This is a genomic window from Polaromonas sp. (genome assembly GCF_041689105.1).
Taxonomy (GTDB): Bacteria; Pseudomonadota; Gammaproteobacteria; order Burkholderiales; family Burkholderiaceae_C; genus Polaromonas.
The window spans coordinates 20132-35508 of sequence record NZ_JBDNGU010000187.1 but is presented as its reverse complement, the minus strand read 5'-3'; the positions used below and the strand labels follow the sequence as shown (position 1 = coordinate 35508).

Sequence of the window (15377 nt, the reverse complement as noted above, 5' to 3'; positions counted from 1 at the left end):
CTTTTGGCGCGGATACTGCTTGCGCAGACCGAACCGGCCAAGCCACATTGGCTTATTTGGCTTTTGGCTTTTTCGCGCCGTACTTGGAGCGCGACTGCTTGCGGTCTTTCACGCCCTGCAAGTCGAGCGAACCACGCACGATGGGGTAACGCACACCCGGCAAGTCTTTGACACGACCACCGCGAACCAGCACCACGCCGTTTTCCTGCAGGTTGTGGCCTTCGCCGCCGATGTAGGAAATGATTTCAAACCCGTTGGTCAGACGCACTTTGGCGACTTTACGCAGAGCAGAGTTTGGCTTCTTGGGGGTCGTGGTGTACACACGGGTGCACACACCGCGGCGCTGCGGAGAATTTTCCATCGCAGGGCTCTTGGACTTGATCTTTTCGACCTCGCGCCCCTGACGGACTAGCTGATTAATGGTTGGCATGTAAAACGTCCCTAAACGTCTGGTGTCTGACTGACTTAAATACGTGAATATTTATGTGAAAACGAAAATCTCCCCGGAATTCCGGAAAAGCCTTCGAGTGTAGCAGTTTGGGCGGCCAGCTGCAAATCCGGCGGGATCAGGTGATGGTTCCGGCCTGCCCCCACCCACTGAAAACAGCCCGGAACGGTCTGAAAACCGCGCCGGCAGGCTTATTTGATCCAGAGCCGGATCGAATCCCAGGCGCGGCCCAGGATGCCGGCCTCCTCAACCGCCTCCAGCGCCATCAGCGGGATGTCTGCCACGGGCTGACCGCCGTCTGTCGTGACTTTCAACGTCCCGACGGCCTGGCCCTTGACAAAAGGCGCGACCAGCGGGTCGGGCCGGGCGACCTGGGTCTGGACCTTGGCGGAGCTGCCGGCGGGAATGGCAATCACGATGGCCTGTGGCCGGCCGAGCTTGACGGTGCTGGATTTGCCCTTCCAGACGCTGGGCGATGCCACCGCCTGGCCGGCGTCGAACAGCTTGACCGCTTCAAACGCGGTGTAGCCCCAATTGAGCAGTTTTTGAGACTCGTTGGCCCGGTCGCTGTCGCTGGCGGCGCCCAGCACGATGGCCATCAGGCGCCGACTGCCCGGAGCGCCGGCGGCGCCCAGATTGGGGAAATCGCGTTTCGCGGTGGCGATCATGCAGTAACCCGCGGCATTGGTGTAGCCGGTTTTCAGGCCATCCACGGTCGGGTCGCGAAACAGCAGGGTGTTGCGGTTGGTGTCGTTGGCGGCGGGCGTACCGGGGTAGCGGTACTTCTTGATGGCCGAGAAACCCATGTAGTCGGGGAAGTCCTGCATCAGTCGGGTTGACAGGATGCTCAGGTCTCGCGCCGTCGTGGTGTGGCCAGGCTCGGTCAGGCCCTCCGGGTTTTTGTAGCTGGTCGATGTCATGCCCAGCGCCTTCGCCTGTTCGTTCATGAGCTTGACGAAGTTTTCGGCGGTCCCGCCCACGCCCTCAGCCAGCGCCATGGTGGCGTCATTGCCCGACTGGACGATCATGCCCTTGATCAGGTCTTCCACAGGCACCTTCATCTTGGGGTCGATGAACATGCGGGAGCCAGGCATCTTCCAGGCGCGCTCGCTGACGCTGAAGGTCTGCTTGAGATCGATTTTTTTCGACTTCAGTGCGTCAAACACCAGGTATTCGGTCATCAGTTTGGTCAGCGAAGCCGGTTCAACCGGGGAGTCGATGTCCTTGGCTGCCAGGATCTGGTTAGCCGTGATGTCGAGCAGCAAGTAGGAGCGGGCAGCCACTTCGGGCGGCTGCGGCATCTGGGCTTGCACCACCGACAGAAAACACGTGGTGGCAACAAAAACCAGGGGAGCGGCCAGGCCGCGGAAAGCTGTCAGAAAACCATGCATGAAAAATGAGGACCTGAAGTGGGAGGGGTTGGGGAAACGGCAAGAGGGGGCAGGAAACCGGTCAGCGCAGATGGCGCGCGACCAGACTTTTCAGCAGCGGCAATTGTCCATGAAAGAAATGACTGCCACCGGGAACAACCGTAACAGGCAGTAGCTGGGGTCGCGCCCAGTCCATCACCGCCTGTAGCGGCACGGTGTCGTCCTGCTCCCCATGGATCACCAGGGTCTGCGCATGCACCGCCTCAGGGATATCCGCCACGGCAAAACGGCTGACCGCCGGCGCCACCAACACCAGCGCATCGATCGCGCGAGCCGGTTGCAGCCGCGCAAATACCTGCGAAGTGACAAAGCCGCCAAACGAAAATCCGGCCAGCGCCAGCGCGCCTTCCGGTGCGGCGTGCCGCACGACGGCCAGCATGTCGTCGATCTCGCCGCGACCTTCGTCCCACCCGCCCTCGCTGGCACCGACACCGCGGAAGTTGAAGCGTACAGCCGTCCAGCCGCGTTGGGTGAAAGCGCGCGCCAGCGTCTGCACCACCTTGTTGTCCAGCGTGCCGCCGAACTGGGGATGCGGGTGGGCGATCACAGCCACGCCACGCGACGCGCCTGCAGGTGCGTCGAGAGCCATTTCGATGGCGCCGGCGGGGCCGGCAAAACTTGTTTTTTGGGTCTGGGCGTTCACGGCTTGCTTTCGTGCGGTCTCAGTTTGCTATTGAATCAATAGCTGCTTGCGCGCGCCCAGCAAGGGCTGACGGCACAAATCGTTCAGAATTCTGCGACGCCGGGTCAACGCCCGAGGTGGCTGGGGATGAGCAGGCGCTCAACCACCTGGCCGCGTTGAAGGTGCGACTCGACGATTTCATCAATGTCATGCGCGTCCACATAGGTGTACCAAACCGCCTCGGGATAGACCACGGCCACAGGTCCGGCCGCGCAACGGTCCAGGCAGCCGGCCTTGTTGACGCGCACCTTGCCCGGTCCGGCCAGCCCTGCGGCCTTGACCTGCGACTTGCAGCGGTCAAACCCTTCCTGGGCCCTGTGGTTGGCACAGCAGCCCTCGCCACCGTCACGCTGGTTCAGGCAAAAGAAAATGTGCCGTTCGTAGTAGGAGTGAGGTGTTGCGGCCTGGGCCGCGCTTGGGGCGCTGAGGGGGTTCATGCCCCTATTTTACTTTCGACCGCCTCGCCTGGCTTGCGCATGGACAAACGCACCAGCACGTAACTCAGCGCGGCAAACGGCCAGAGCCAGCCCAGCCACTGCGCCAGCCCGTTGAAACGCACAAAGCGCCCTTGCTCCCAAATTTGCAGGGTCTCGGCAAAGTAAGGGCCGACCGGCGCCTGGTTCAGCAAAGACAGGTGCGCGGACAGCGCCAGCAGCAGCACCGCGGCGCTCACGCGGCGCGGCACCGGCAGCAGCAGCAGCGCCAGCACGCCGCCCCCGACCAGGCCCACCTGCACCGGCAAGTCCAGCCAGGCCCATGCATGGTCGGGGCCATAACTGAGCGCGGCCGACAAGGCCGTCAAGGCGATGCCGGTGCCCAGCACAGCCACCAGAAACGCCGCGCGCTGCGGCAGGGTGCGCACCACGCCGTAAGCGAGCAGGCACGGAATCAGCGCACCCAGCGCCACGCAAATCACCTCCGCGCCGGGCACCAGAGGTTGCAGCTCGATGTCGCGCACCGGGAGCCACTCCAGAAAAGGCGTATCGGTCAGCAGGTCGGCCAACCAATACTCCAGCCGCTCTACCACCTGGCCCAGTCCCAACGGTACGGATGCCGGAAACAGCAGCGCCACCGGCCACAGCGCCAGCAGCACCAGTGCGCCACGCGCATCGCGCACAAACCAGCGCGCCCGCACGCGGCTCCAGCGGGCAATCGCGCCGGCTTTTTCCAGCAACCAGGCGCTGCAGGCCCCGAGCCAGGCCCCGGCGGCATTGAGTGCAAAGTCCACGTTGGACGGCACGCGCGAGGGCAGATAACTCTGAAGGGTTTCCATCAGCAGCGACAGCGCGGCCGCGCTGAGCACCGCGACGCTGACAGCCCAACGCACGCGGCCGCTGCGCAGCGCGGTCAGTGCCAGCAGGAAGCCCAGCGGCGCGTAGCCGGCAAGATTGACGCCGACATCAAAGCCGGTCCAGTAGCGCGGCAGGGATGCGGTCAGAAACTTCAGCGGCGAGATGCCCTGGTTGCGCCAGTCGGCAAACGGGTAGAGGCTGGCATAGATGATCAGGCAGACTGTGGCCAGCGCCAGGGGCCAGGAACTGGTGGGCACACCCCCATCGTTCTCACTGCGCTGCATGGCTTGTTGCACACCCCTGACGTCTTCACTCCGCTTCGCTGCGTGTAATTCCGCCTCCCCTTGCAGGGGAGGTTTTTGCACACCCCCATCGTTCTCACTACGCTGCGCTGCGTGTAGTTCCTTTCCCCCTTGCAGGGGGCGACGCATCGCGCCCGGCGGAGCCGGTTCGTCCGCGTCTGCTGGTGAGTTCGGGTTGGGCACGTCGCGTGTCACTGCATGTGCAGCGCTCAGAACGGCTTGACGACGACGAGAACCACCGCGGCGAGCAACAGCAACACCGGCACTTCGTTGAACCAGCGCCACCACACGTGGCTGCGGGTGTTGCGCCTTTCAACAAAAGTCGACAACATGCGGCCGCAGGCATGGTGGTAGCCAATGGCCAGCGCGACCACCAAGAGCTTGGCGTGCATCCAGCCATTGCCGGGGCCGCGCCCTATGCCGTAACCGAGCCACAGCCACAGGCCGAAGACCAACGCGGGCACGGCCAGAATCGTGGTGAAACGCAGCAACTTGCGCGCCATCAGGATCAGGCGCTCATGCTCGGCCACGCTCTCGGGCGGCACCATCGCGAGGTTCACAAAAATGCGCGGCAAGTAGAGCAGGCCTGCAAACCAGCTGGCGACAAAAACAATGTGAAGTGACTTGACCCAGAGCATGGGCGAAGTGTAGCCCGCATGGCCAGTGCCGGAGAAGCGAGCGGCGCTTTATGGAAAGCCCTTTCCCGACACTGTCCAGAACGCCCCTTGTCACATCCGGTCCGTGTGGCTAGAATTACTTGGTGTTGTCACCTCTTGGTGGCAGCATCCCCGCTTTTCCTCCCTGAGCGGGTGCCTTTACGTGTCACAGCAAAAAGGCTTCCAGGCCCGGCTGACCTCGCGTCATCCGGGCATTTTTTTGCCCACGCGTCCTGTCCCGCGCGCGCAGCGCAAACAGGTCTTCAAATTTTTCCGCGGCGCAACCCCAAAGCTTTGGCACAATTTGCCGATGACAGTCCACGCCCCCTATCCTTCCGGCCGGCCGCGCCGCCTGCGCCGCGACAGCTTTACCCGCAACCTGGTGCGTGAAAACGCTCTGAGCCCGCACGACCTGATTTACCCGGTGTTTGTCACCGAGGACAGCCAGCGCCGCGAGCCCATCGCGTCCATGCCCGGCGTGGAACGGCTGAGCCTGGACTTGCTGCTGCCAGTGGCCGAAGAGTGCGTACAGCTCGGCATCCCGGTGATGGCGCTGTTTCCGGTGATCGACGCTTCGCTCAAGACCTGGGACGGCAAGGAAGCACTGAACCCCGACGGCCTGGTGCCGCGTGTCGTGCGCGAGCTGAAAAAGCGTTTCCCCGAACTCGGCGTGATGACCGACGTGGCGCTGGACCCTTTCACCAGCCATGGGCAGGACGGCCTGCCTGACAAAGAGACCGGCTACATCCTCAATGACGAGACCATTGAGCTGCTGGTCGGCCAGGCACTGGTGCAGGCCGAGGCTGGCGTGGACATCGTCGCGCCCAGCGACATGATGGACGGCCGCATCGGCGCGATCCGCAACGCGCTCGAATCACGCAAGCTGATCCACACGCGCATCATGGCCTACAGCGCCAAATATGCGAGCGCGTTTTATGGTCCTTTCCGCGACGCGGTGGGCTCGGCCGGCAACCTCGGCAAGGCCGACAAAAAGGTCTACCAGATGGACCCCGGCAACAGCAACGAAGCCTTGCGCGAGGTAGCGATGGACATCGCCGAAGGTGCCGATATGGTGATGGTCAAACCCGGCATGCCCTACCTGGACGTGGTGCGCCGCGTCAAAGACGAGTTTGGCGTGCCAACCTTCGCCTACCAGGTCAGCGGCGAATACGCGATGCTGAAAGCTGCCGCGCAAAACGGCTGGCTGGACCACGATGCGGTCATGATGGAGAGTCTGCTGGCCTTCAAGCGCGCCGGGGCCGACGGCGTGCTGACCTACTTTGCCATGGCCGCCGCGCGCCTGCTAAAAAATAAATAGCTGTCTGCGAAGACTGGGTAAGGGTTGTGGCCCGATTTAACCTAAAACCGGACGGACACCGTGCAAATTGTTGAATTCACCGCCGACAGCCTGCGCTTCTCGGACGCCCTGCCTGACAGGGCGCCGTCCGACGGTTTTGTCTGGATATTTTTCGACCGCGACGAATTCGAAACCCACCAGCCGCTGCTGCAGCAGGCGGCCCAGCAACTGGGCGGCTCCGCCCTGCTGGACCTGCACCGCCAGGATCTGGGCAACGCCGTCCATCCCTCGCATTACGACTTCACCTCGATCTACGACCTGATCATCTTCCGGCGGCTCGCCACCCAGGCCGAAACAAGCGCCGAAGTGGAGCACGAAGCCGCCGTCGCGGCCTACCACGGCCCGGGGGGCCAGCCGCGCAACAAGCCGCGCGGCGGCCTGCCAGCCTTCAACCGCATCAGTTCCCGGGCCGTGGGTTTTGTGGTGTTCGACCGGCTGCTGGTCAGCGTGCACCCGCGTGGCTGCTATACCGCCAAAAGTTTCATCGAGCGCTCGCTGACCGACGCCCGCTTCAGCGTGGACGCCACTTCGGCGCGCAGCCGTGTTCCATCGAGCCCGGCCGACCTGGTGCTGCGCATGGTCAACGCCATGGTGGACAGCTACCTCGACGTGCGCAAAGAGCTCACGACCCAGCTTGAGCACTGGCAGGCCGAGCTGCTCAAGCCTAATTCGCGCTTCACCAACTGGGGTTCGCTGATGGGCGCGCGCAGCCAGCTGCATGTGCTGGAAGACCTGTGCGACGAGCAGCACGACGCGATGCAGGAATGGCTCGATTCATTGCGCGAGCAGCCGATGTCGTCGTTTGCCGTCGATGCCCAGCTCGCGCAGAGCCGGCGCGACCAGCTGGTGGCGCGCGCGCGCGACGTGATCGAACACATCGAACGCGTGGTGCACCACGCGCGCCGGCTCGAGCAGTCCGCCGAAACCGTGGTGCAGATCCACTTCAGCGCGCAAAGCAACCGCACCAACGACATCATGCGCACGCTGACAGCGCTGACTGCCGTGTTTCTGCCCCTGAACCTGATCACCGGCTTTTTTGGCATGAACTTCGAGTTCATGCCCATCATCCACACCTCCACCGGGTTCTGGTGGACCGTTGGCTTCATGGTGCTGCTGGTACTTGTGGTGGTGGCGATCTTCTGGCGCAAGCGCTACCTGGCCAGAACCGCGCGCTGAACGCCGCGATCAGCACCTGGCCCTGATACTCCATTGCGTACAAGCCTCCATCACCGTTCGGGCTGAGCCTGTCGAAGCCCAGGCTGGCAGGTCACCCCTCCGGCAAGCTCGAGACAGGCCAGGCTCAGTGCAAACGGTCTTGTAATTTTGAACGCGAAGCGGCATCAGACAAATGGCGGTGCCAGCGCCTCGGCCGCCAACACGCGCTGCACCGCCGGCCTTGCCAGCATGCGTTGCAGATAGGGCCCGAGCTGCGGCCGGGTGCGGGCCGCGGGCGACGCGAAATTGCGTGTCCAGCGACACAGCGTGAATACATAGGCGTCGAGCGCGCTGTAGCGCTCCCCGGCAAACCACGGCCCGCCGTGGCGCGCCAGCTCGGCATCCAGCTGGTCGAGCATCGCGCCCATTCTGGCTTCGGCCTGCGCCTTGACCTCGGCCGCGCCCGCTGTGTTGCCGGGTAACACCGAGCGATCAGGATAGAAATAGGTGATCAGCGTGGCCTGCAGGGTGTTGGTCAGCCACATCAGCCACTTGTAGAAATGCGCGCGTTCTGCCGTGCCCATTGGCGGTGCCAGATGGGCCTCGGGGTGGGTATCGCACAGGTGCAGGCAAATCGCGGCCGTCTCGTACAGCACCAGATCGCCGTCGATCAGCACAGGAATGAGACCGTTAGACCAACGGAAAAAGCCGATTTGCCGCCTTTTTTCAAGCATCAAATCGGCCTTTAGCCCAAAAAATACGGGCGCAAGCAGCTATTTAATCAATAGCATCCCGGTCACCCGAAATACAATTACTTGGGCATGATCACGGTGTCAATCGCGTGGATCACGCCATTGCTGGCAGCCACGTCGGCGGCAACTACTTTGGCGCCATTGACGGTCACGCCGCCTGCGGTGGCCAGAGTGATGTCCTGGCCTTGTACGGTTTTGACCATGCCTGGCTTGACGTCCTTGGCCATGACTTTGCCGGCCACGACGTGGTACGTCAGGATTTTGGACAGGGCAGCTTTGTCTTTGAGCAAACCGTCAAGGGTCGCTTTGGGGATTTTGGCGAAAGCTTCGTCCGTCGGTGCAAACACGGTGAACGGGCCAGGGCCTTTGAGGGTTTCTACCAAACCGGCGGCTTGAACAGCGGCAACCAGAGTTTTGAAGTTACCTGCCTTGATGGCGGTGTCAACGATGTCAGCCGCGTGTGCAGAAATTGCAACGCCAACAGTCAATGCCAATGCAACGAGTGATTTTTTCATGATGTATTCCTATTTGGGTGAGGTTTGCAAACACACCAAAAGCTGGTGTCAGCGGACTGTAGAGGCCAACGAGTATCTTTGTGAACTGTAGGGTCTTTGTTTGTACTGATTGGTAGCATTTTAAGGCAATTGAGACCTTCAGCCCCAAATCACTTACTCGGTGATGCAGCTTAGAGGCTTGAAAAACAGCTGCTCGTTTTTGCGCGCGTCGCCCAGCGGATGGGCCACCACACGGCGGGCGCCCACTGTGTCGTCAAGCGGGCAATGCAAATGGCCATGCAGCCGAAAAGCGTCCTCAAGAGCAGTGCTTTTCCTTGGTGTGGAGATCTGAATTCACAAGGTTTTCCGTCCACCGGCACAAACGACATGGAACGCTGGGCTGCGGGCACAGCCCTACCCTGGCGCAGTCGTCGCGATCCATTGCCCATTGCTGCAAATTCACCAAGTAGTACGCTGATCGTCGGGGTAGTCTGCTTGCCCGGGCGCGTGAAGGCCTCGCAGCCATTTGCGCCTGATTTAATCGGTCAGCACGAAATCATGGCGCTGGATCATGGCACCTTGACGCCGAACAGGCTGGCACCGTTGTCCCAGCCGATCTTGCGCGCCACATCGGGTGGCAGGTCGCCGAGCCAGACGCGGTAGCCTTTCATGAGCTCGTCGTAATACTGCCAGCGCTGGTTGACCCAGGTGTCGGAGCCGATCATGAAACGCCCCGGGTACTTGAGCAGCAGAGCGCGCCACTCCGGACACAGCTTGCCCGCATCGCAGGTCAGGCCCGGCCGGTACGACAGCTCACCCATCAGCGTCGGGTATCTGGCGAACAGCGCATCCACCCGCGCCACGGGCACGCCGCCTATGCCGGTATGCGCCCAGATCAGCCGGGCGTTGGGTGCGTGCGCCATCAGCAGGTCAATGGCAACGTCGTCCACATGCGACAGCACCGCGAGTTTGTTTTTCTCCGCGAACTGCATCAGCTTTTTCGCGACCGGTCCGTTGGCGTTGGCGCTGTCGTACAAATGAAATTCGCCAATGCCTTTGTACGGCCCGGCCTGGGCGCCGCTGACCCCGCGCGCAAACTCGGTCTGCACCATCTCGTAAATCGTCTCATCTCGAAACCAGTTGTCGTAGTCGGCGCGATTGCGGTACAGGCGGATGAAAGGCACCACAGTCACACCGGCGCGCGCCGTCAGCTCGGAAGCCACCAGCGCCTTGGTGCCGTCGTTGGGGCGCGAGTTGGCAATGATGGCCTTGACGCCGCTACGCTGCATGCGCGCCAACACATCGGCCAGCGGATGCGCTTGCTGGGCTTCGTCGTTGTAGTGCAGGTGGGCGTCGAACAGCGGGCCGCTGTAGTCGGTGGCTTGGGCGCAGGCGGAAGCTACTATCAAAACAATAGCTGCTTGCGCCCGCCACACAAGGGCTGGAGGCCAAAAAGGCTTGAAACTCCGGCCGCAAGCCATGATCAGGTCAGGTGTTGGGCAAAAAAGGCCAGCGTGCGCTCTTTGGCAAGCTTGGCCGCAGCTTCGTCGTACGAGCCGCGCTGGTCGCAGTTGAAGCCGTGGTTGGCTTCATAGACAAACACCTGCACACCGGGCTGGGCCTTTTTGAAGGTTTCAATCGTGTCCATCGGGATCCAGTGGTCCTGGTCGCCAAAATGGACCATCACCGGGCAGGCCGGCTGGCGCGCAGGCTCCTCGCCCACGGTCATGCCGCCGCCGTAATAAGGCACAGCCGCCGACAGGCCCGACAGGCCAGCGGCCGCGCGCCAGGTCAGCAGGCCGCCCCAGCAATAACCAACGATGCCGACCTTGCCGCCTGTGCTTTGTGCCGCATGGTTGATGGCCGCCTGCACATCCTGCAACACACCGGGCTCAGGCAGGGCTTCGACCGCGGTTTTCAGCGCAAAACCGGCGTTCATGTCGGCCTCGGTGTAGCCCAGGTCTACGTCCGGCTTGACGCGGTGGAAGGTGGCTGGCGCCACCGCCAGGTAACCGGCCGCTGCGTAGCCGTCGGCGACCGAGCGGATGTGTGAATTGACGCCGAAAATTTCCTGCAGCACCACTACGGCGGCTTTCGGCGTGCCGGCCGGTTCAGCCACGTAGGCCGGAAAAACAAAACCGTCGGCGGAAGTGAGGTTGATGAATTTGCCCATGGCGGAAGTCTCCTGTTGTGTTGCTGGTTAACGCATCAAAATTTACTTGGCTGCGAGTTTTTTCTCAAGCAGGTCCAGCCGGTCCTGGCCCCAGAAAATCTCGCCACCGACGACGTAACTGGGCGCGCCGAACACCCCGGCGTCGATCGCCTGCTGGGTCTGCGCCTCGTAACGCTGCTGCACGGCGGCGTCGCGCGACTGCGCCAGCCGCGCGGCATCCAGCCCGCCTTCCCGCAGCAGGTCGGCCAGTGTCTGGTCATCGGCAATGTTGCGATCTTCGGCCCAGACCGCCGTAAAAATGGCACCCGCCAGGCCCAGGGCCGCAGCGTTGCCGTCGGCCTGGTCTACCGCGGTGATCAGGCGCGCGGCCGGATCACCCGCGACGGGAAAAAACTTGGGATGGAGATTAAGCGGCACGCCATGGTGTTCGCTGAAGCGTTTCAGCTCCACCAGGCGGTAGGCTTGCCGCTGCGGCGCGCGCTGGCCCAGCGGCAAGCCACCGGAAATCGGGAAAATCTTGCCAAAGTCCACCGGAAACACGCGCACGGTGGCCCCAGCGCGTTGCGCGATGTCCAGGAAACGCTCGTGGCCGAGATAGGTCCAGGGGCTTTGCGCAGTGAAGTAGTAATCGATGTTCGCGCCCAAGGCCGGCTCCTGTTGTGGCCGTTGCGGCCGATTGATGTAGATTCGAGGTCAACCCGGTTTGTAACCGGGATTGCTTTTTTTTGCTGGAGACCGGCTTTGTCCAACATTGTTTTGATTACCGGGGGTTCACGCGGCATAGGCGCGGCGACTGCCCTGCTGGCCGCCCGCGCCGGCTACGCCGTAGCAGTCAATTACAGCGCCAACTCACTGGCCGCCGACGAGGTGGTGCGGCAGATTCGCCAGGGCGGCGGCACGGCCATCACGGTGCAGGCCGACGTGGCCGAGGAAAGCCAGGTGCTGGCGATGTTTGAAAAAGTCGATGCCAAGCTCGGCCGGCTCACCGCACTGGTCAACAACGCCGGCGTGGTGGACCGCACCGAGCGCGTGGACGCCATGAGCGTGGCGCGCCTCAAACGCATGTTCGACATCAACGTGATCGGCACCATGGTCTGCGCGCGCGAAGCGGTCAAACGCATGAGCACGCGTTATGGCGGCGATGGTGGCGCGATTGTCAACGTCTCCAGCGCGGCGGCGCGGCTCGGCGCACCCGGCCAGTATGTGGACTATGCGGCCTCCAAGGGCGCCGTGGATACCTTCACCATCGGCCTGGCCAAGGAAGTCGCCGCCGAAGGCATCCGTGTCAACGCCGTGCGCCCGGGCATCATCGAAACCGAGATCCACGCCTCGGGCGGCTTGCCGGATCGTGCGCGCGACTTGGCGCCGCAGGTGCCCATGCAGCGCGCCGGCACCGCCGAAGAAGTGGCGCGCGCCATTGTGTGGCTGATGTCGGAAGAATCCAGCTACACCACGGGGGCGATGCTGGATGTGGCGGGTGGCAGGTAGGCGAGCGTTTATGGGCAGAAAGTGACGGCTGTAGCCGCGTGGCCATCCTGTCTTGACTGCTTTTTCGAGAATATCACCTCCTGTAGGTTCGAGTCCTGGTTGGCTCCCCAACATGATCGATGCTGAGCACTGGGAAGCGGAGTGGAGCTGACTATTAAAGGTTGTGCGCGGCGGTAGGAGGCGCTTTTCGCGTACCGAGCGCGGCGGTCGCCGACCGACGACTGACCAGCAAAACGCAAAAGTGCCGATTCAAAACTTCTTACACTCCCGTTATCCATGTTGCATGGTGCGCGTCAGGTATGAAACGTGGTCTGAATGAGAGGTGGGTGACGCAGCGTATGCTGAACCACACAGCATCTTTCTGCAGCAATGCAGAGTTTTTCCAGCATTTCGGGGGGCGTACCATCCTTGGCCTTGATATCAATATCGCACGTCATGGATTGGAAGCCGACGGGGACATCTTTTTGCATGCCCATCGCTCCGCGCACGTCGACGATTGCTTTGACTCGAACTTTCAAAGCGATCAATTCGATCCCAAGCAGATTGGCCACCATCCTGACAGACGAATCCTGGCATGCCGCCAAGGCGGCGCACAGCATGTCACCAGGGCACGGCGCGTCATAGGGGCCACCAACGGCCCGATGCACGCCAATAGGCACAGAAACCCCGCCCCCGTCCATCGGCGTTACCTGCGCATGAAACGGGTCAGACGGATCGATTCCGCCCGTCATCGCATAGTCTGTGACCATGGCCAATTCTGGTGTCTCCTTGTATTGGGCTCGCAAGGCCACCTGGGCTTCGTAGACACTGATTTTTTTCATGGTAACTCTCCAAATTAAGGGGTGCCGACGGCATTTAGGTCTCTGCGGCGATGTTGCTTGGGCTCCGTGATCCACTGCGCGTGACACCGATTTCAAGGTATTTCGAGGAAGGCCTGTAGCTCACACCTCGGCCGTAGTTGGATCGATGGTTGTCACTACGCGCGCCACGCTGTCTGCCGGAAACCCTCCCAGTCGGGCGTGTTCGCGTACCAATTCTTCACTGGTAGCGTTGTAGACGCAGTAAATCTTGTCCCCCGTCACGTAGCTATGAACCCATTGCACTTCTGGCCCCATGTCGCGCAGCACGCCGCACGACTTCTGGGAAATGGCCTGAAGATCACCGGCACTGACTGCGCCAATATTGGGGATGGCGCGCTCAATTACGTATTTGGGCATAAGGATTTCTTTTGAAAAGTGGATTGAGACTCCACGGTACAGGGCAAGCCCGTCCCCGTCCTTTAAACTTCTTAAGAATCTGCTAAATCTTCCTAAGCAAGCGTTCGTCCAGAAGGGCTCATGCAAAACCACTACCACTTTGATCGCTGTGAAGTCAGACCGGCCGAGCGGCTGTTGCTGGTGGAGGGTGTGCCGGCGGTGGTGGGTGCCCGTGCTTTCGATCTGCTCTTGTGCCTGCTGGCTCACCGGGACCGGGTGATCTCCAAGCTTGAGGTGCTTGAAATCGTCTGGCCTGGCCTGGTGGTTGAGGAAAACAATTTGTCGGTTCAGGTGTCGGCTCTGCGCAAGCTGTTGGGCCCCAAGGCAATCACCACGATTCGAGGACGGGGTTATCGGTTTGCTCTGGACGTCAGGCATGGCGGCGCGTCACTTCAAAGTGGGATGCATCAGCCCCGCGAGCCCCGCGCAGCAGCGATCGACAAGCCCACGATTGCGGTGCTGCCCTTCAACGTGCTGTCCGATGACGCCGGTATCCACTTTCTGGCCAATGGCTTGGCTGAGGACGTCATCGCCCTGTTGGCGCGTGTCCCGGGCTTTTTGCTGATCTCGCGCGCGTCGTCTTTCGCCTTTCGTGGACAGGGTGTCAGTCTGCCGGAAGTCGCCCTTCAGCTCGGCGTTCGTTTTGTGGTCGAGGGCAGCGTACGTCTGAAGGGTGATGTCCTTCGGATTTCGACACAGCTCACCGACGCAGCATCGGGGCGCGTCCTGTGGAGCGGTCGCTTCGATAGCCGTCGTGACGAGGCTGTCGATTTGCAGGAAGATATCGTGCGAGGCATTATTTCGGAGCTTGAACCTGAACTGACCCGCGCAGAAATTGCCCACATACGCCGTCAGCGCCCGGAAAACCAGGATGCATGGGCCCACTACCATCAGGCTGTTGGGGCAATTGCGATGCAGGGTTGGGGGAAGGACGCCATGGCCGAGGCGCGGTCGCAGCTTCAAAAGAGCGTGGCCCTTGACCCCGCATTTGGTCTGGGGCATGCCCACTACGCTTTGTTGACCGCATTGGCCAGGAATATCGGATTGCTGCCTGACTCTGCGAGTCTGGTGAACGATGCGCTGGTCGCCGCCAACCACGCGATTGGACTGGATGACGGAAGCTCCGAGGTATTGGGCTACGCCGGTTGCGCCCTGTGCGACCTGGGGCATCACGCCCGGGGCATTGAAATTCTTCACCAGGCGCTGGAGATCGACCCCAGCAATGCCCAGGCGCATGTCGCGTTGGGAGCCGCGTTGGCCCTGACGGGAAAATTCGAGGCAGGCATCGAGAAAATGCGATTTGGAATGAAGATCAGCCCACGAGATCGGCGTCTTGGTTTTTGGGGCTGGGCACTGGGTCTCTTCCTGTTAAGGGCTGACCTTTTGGACGAAGCCCTGGCAGAGGCACGCACTTCGAGTCGGCGTGATTCAAGGTTCCATCTGGCGCGCGTTCTCGAAGCTGTGGTTTTAGACCGCCAAGGATGCCTTGTCGAAGCCGGTGCTGCACTTGCCATCGCTCGCCAGTTGTGTCCTCAACTCACGTTGAATCAGATAACCCTGATCCATGGCCGCCGCGTTGGCGAGAGGATGTCTCTGCTTTGGGTTCCGGTCACCTAGGCACGCGTGCAATTCGGGCTGCGATGACCAGGCGGTGATGTTCGGCCCGAGTTGGGTCGCTCCCGCAGGTAACCCGGTGATTCACTTCGACTTTCTCCGCCGGAATCCCGCTGCCGACCCCGCTCGGGATAACCCCCCCATACGAGAATCGAAACGAGGGCCAAAACCAGCTCTGGCAAGCCCACCGACTTCTATGCTGCGGTTACCGACGTTCAACGAATCACCGTCAAATTACACCATGGGCCATGAGCGGCCATTCACCACGGTCCATTTCT

Annotated in this window: 17 protein-coding genes; 4 read left to right on the top strand and 13 right to left on the bottom strand. The window is 61.8% G+C overall.

The genetic code is table 11. The annotated features are described in order from the left end of the window. Positions 1 to 52: 52 nt before the first annotated feature. The 6 genes from rpsL to ACESMT_RS18775 all read right to left on the bottom strand — a co-directional run bounded on the left by rpsL (position 53) and on the right by ACESMT_RS18775 (position 4792). Positions 53 to 430 (bottom strand): 30S ribosomal protein S12, encoded by a 378-nt coding sequence (gene rpsL, locus ACESMT_RS18800; protein WP_372828115.1) that lies wholly within the window; start codon positions 428 to 430, stop codon positions 53 to 55. 209 nt (positions 431 to 639) lie between these two features. Beyond that, the gene (locus ACESMT_RS18795; protein ID WP_372828114.1) at positions 640 to 1839 is read right to left on the bottom strand and encodes a D-alanyl-D-alanine carboxypeptidase family protein; all 1200 of its coding nucleotides are present in this window, start codon (positions 1837 to 1839) and stop codon (positions 640 to 642) included. A 61-nt stretch (positions 1840 to 1900) separates the two neighbouring features. Further along, positions 1901 to 2521, bottom strand: coding sequence for an alpha/beta hydrolase (locus ACESMT_RS18790; protein ID WP_372828113.1), 621 nt, complete (start codon positions 2519 to 2521; stop codon positions 1901 to 1903). 104 nt (positions 2522 to 2625) lie between these two features. Continuing rightward, positions 2626 to 2997 (bottom strand): ferredoxin, encoded by a 372-nt coding sequence (locus tag ACESMT_RS18785; RefSeq protein ID WP_372828112.1) that lies wholly within the window; start codon positions 2995 to 2997, stop codon positions 2626 to 2628. Further along, complete coding sequence (locus tag ACESMT_RS18780) at positions 2994 to 4136, bottom strand: VanZ family protein (RefSeq protein ID WP_372828118.1); 1143 nt, start codon at positions 4134 to 4136, stop codon at positions 2994 to 2996. The genes ACESMT_RS18785 and ACESMT_RS18780 overlap by 4 nt, the downstream gene beginning before the upstream one ends. 227 nt (positions 4137 to 4363) lie before the next feature. Continuing rightward, positions 4364 to 4792 (bottom strand): CopD family protein, encoded by a 429-nt coding sequence (locus ACESMT_RS18775; RefSeq protein WP_372828111.1) that lies wholly within the window; start codon positions 4790 to 4792, stop codon positions 4364 to 4366. 328 nt (positions 4793 to 5120) lie between these two features. Between ACESMT_RS18775 and hemB the strand changes: the two genes are divergently transcribed. Next, positions 5121 to 6128: a porphobilinogen synthase gene (hemB, locus tag ACESMT_RS18770; protein WP_372828110.1), complete on the top strand. Its 1008-nt coding sequence runs from the start codon at positions 5121 to 5123 to the stop codon at positions 6126 to 6128. Between the two features lie 60 nt (positions 6129 to 6188). Further along, on the top strand, positions 6189 to 7343 hold the full coding sequence (locus tag ACESMT_RS18765; RefSeq protein WP_372828109.1) for a magnesium transporter CorA family protein: 1155 nt from the start codon (positions 6189 to 6191) through the stop codon (positions 7341 to 7343). Between the two features lie 164 nt (positions 7344 to 7507). On the opposite strand, the gene ACESMT_RS18760 is transcribed toward ACESMT_RS18765, so the two are convergent. From ACESMT_RS18760 to ACESMT_RS18740, 5 genes are all read right to left on the bottom strand, one after another. Beyond that, entirely contained in the window at positions 7508 to 8056 is a 549-nt protein-coding gene (locus tag ACESMT_RS18760; protein ID WP_372828108.1) for a glutathione S-transferase family protein, read from the bottom strand. Between the two features lie 77 nt (positions 8057 to 8133). Beyond that, positions 8134 to 8589, bottom strand: a complete 456-nt coding sequence (locus tag ACESMT_RS18755) for a fasciclin domain-containing protein (protein WP_372828107.1) — start codon at positions 8587 to 8589, stop codon at positions 8134 to 8136. A 548-nt stretch (positions 8590 to 9137) separates the two neighbouring features. Then, complete coding sequence (locus ACESMT_RS18750; RefSeq protein WP_372828106.1) at positions 9138 to 9977, bottom strand: amidohydrolase; 840 nt, start codon at positions 9975 to 9977, stop codon at positions 9138 to 9140. Positions 9978 to 10051: 74 nt separating this feature from the next. After that, a complete protein-coding gene (locus tag ACESMT_RS18745) occupies positions 10052 to 10741 on the bottom strand; it encodes a dienelactone hydrolase family protein (protein ID WP_372828105.1) in 690 nt (229 codons plus the stop codon). 42 nt (positions 10742 to 10783) lie between these two features. Next, entirely contained in the window at positions 10784 to 11386 is a 603-nt protein-coding gene (locus ACESMT_RS18740) for a 2-hydroxychromene-2-carboxylate isomerase (RefSeq protein WP_372828104.1), read from the bottom strand. Positions 11387 to 11482: 96 nt separating this feature from the next. On the opposite strand from ACESMT_RS18740, the gene ACESMT_RS18735 reads away from it, so the two are divergent. Next, complete coding sequence (locus tag ACESMT_RS18735) at positions 11483 to 12229, top strand: SDR family oxidoreductase (RefSeq protein ID WP_372828103.1); 747 nt, start codon at positions 11483 to 11485, stop codon at positions 12227 to 12229. A gap of 293 nt (positions 12230 to 12522) precedes the next feature. On the opposite strand, the gene ACESMT_RS18730 is transcribed toward ACESMT_RS18735, so the two are convergent. After that, positions 12523 to 13050: an OsmC family protein gene (locus ACESMT_RS18730; RefSeq protein WP_372828102.1), complete on the bottom strand. Its 528-nt coding sequence runs from the start codon at positions 13048 to 13050 to the stop codon at positions 12523 to 12525. A 120-nt stretch (positions 13051 to 13170) separates the two neighbouring features. Continuing rightward, positions 13171 to 13446: a DUF4242 domain-containing protein gene (locus tag ACESMT_RS18725; RefSeq protein WP_372828101.1), complete on the bottom strand. Its 276-nt coding sequence runs from the start codon at positions 13444 to 13446 to the stop codon at positions 13171 to 13173. A gap of 120 nt (positions 13447 to 13566) precedes the next feature. Here ACESMT_RS18725 and ACESMT_RS18720 point away from each other — a divergent pair, with 120 nt between their 5' ends. Continuing rightward, positions 13567 to 15102, top strand: a complete 1536-nt coding sequence (locus tag ACESMT_RS18720; protein WP_372828100.1) for a winged helix-turn-helix domain-containing protein — start codon at positions 13567 to 13569, stop codon at positions 15100 to 15102. The last annotated feature ends 275 nt before the right edge of the window (positions 15103 to 15377 follow it).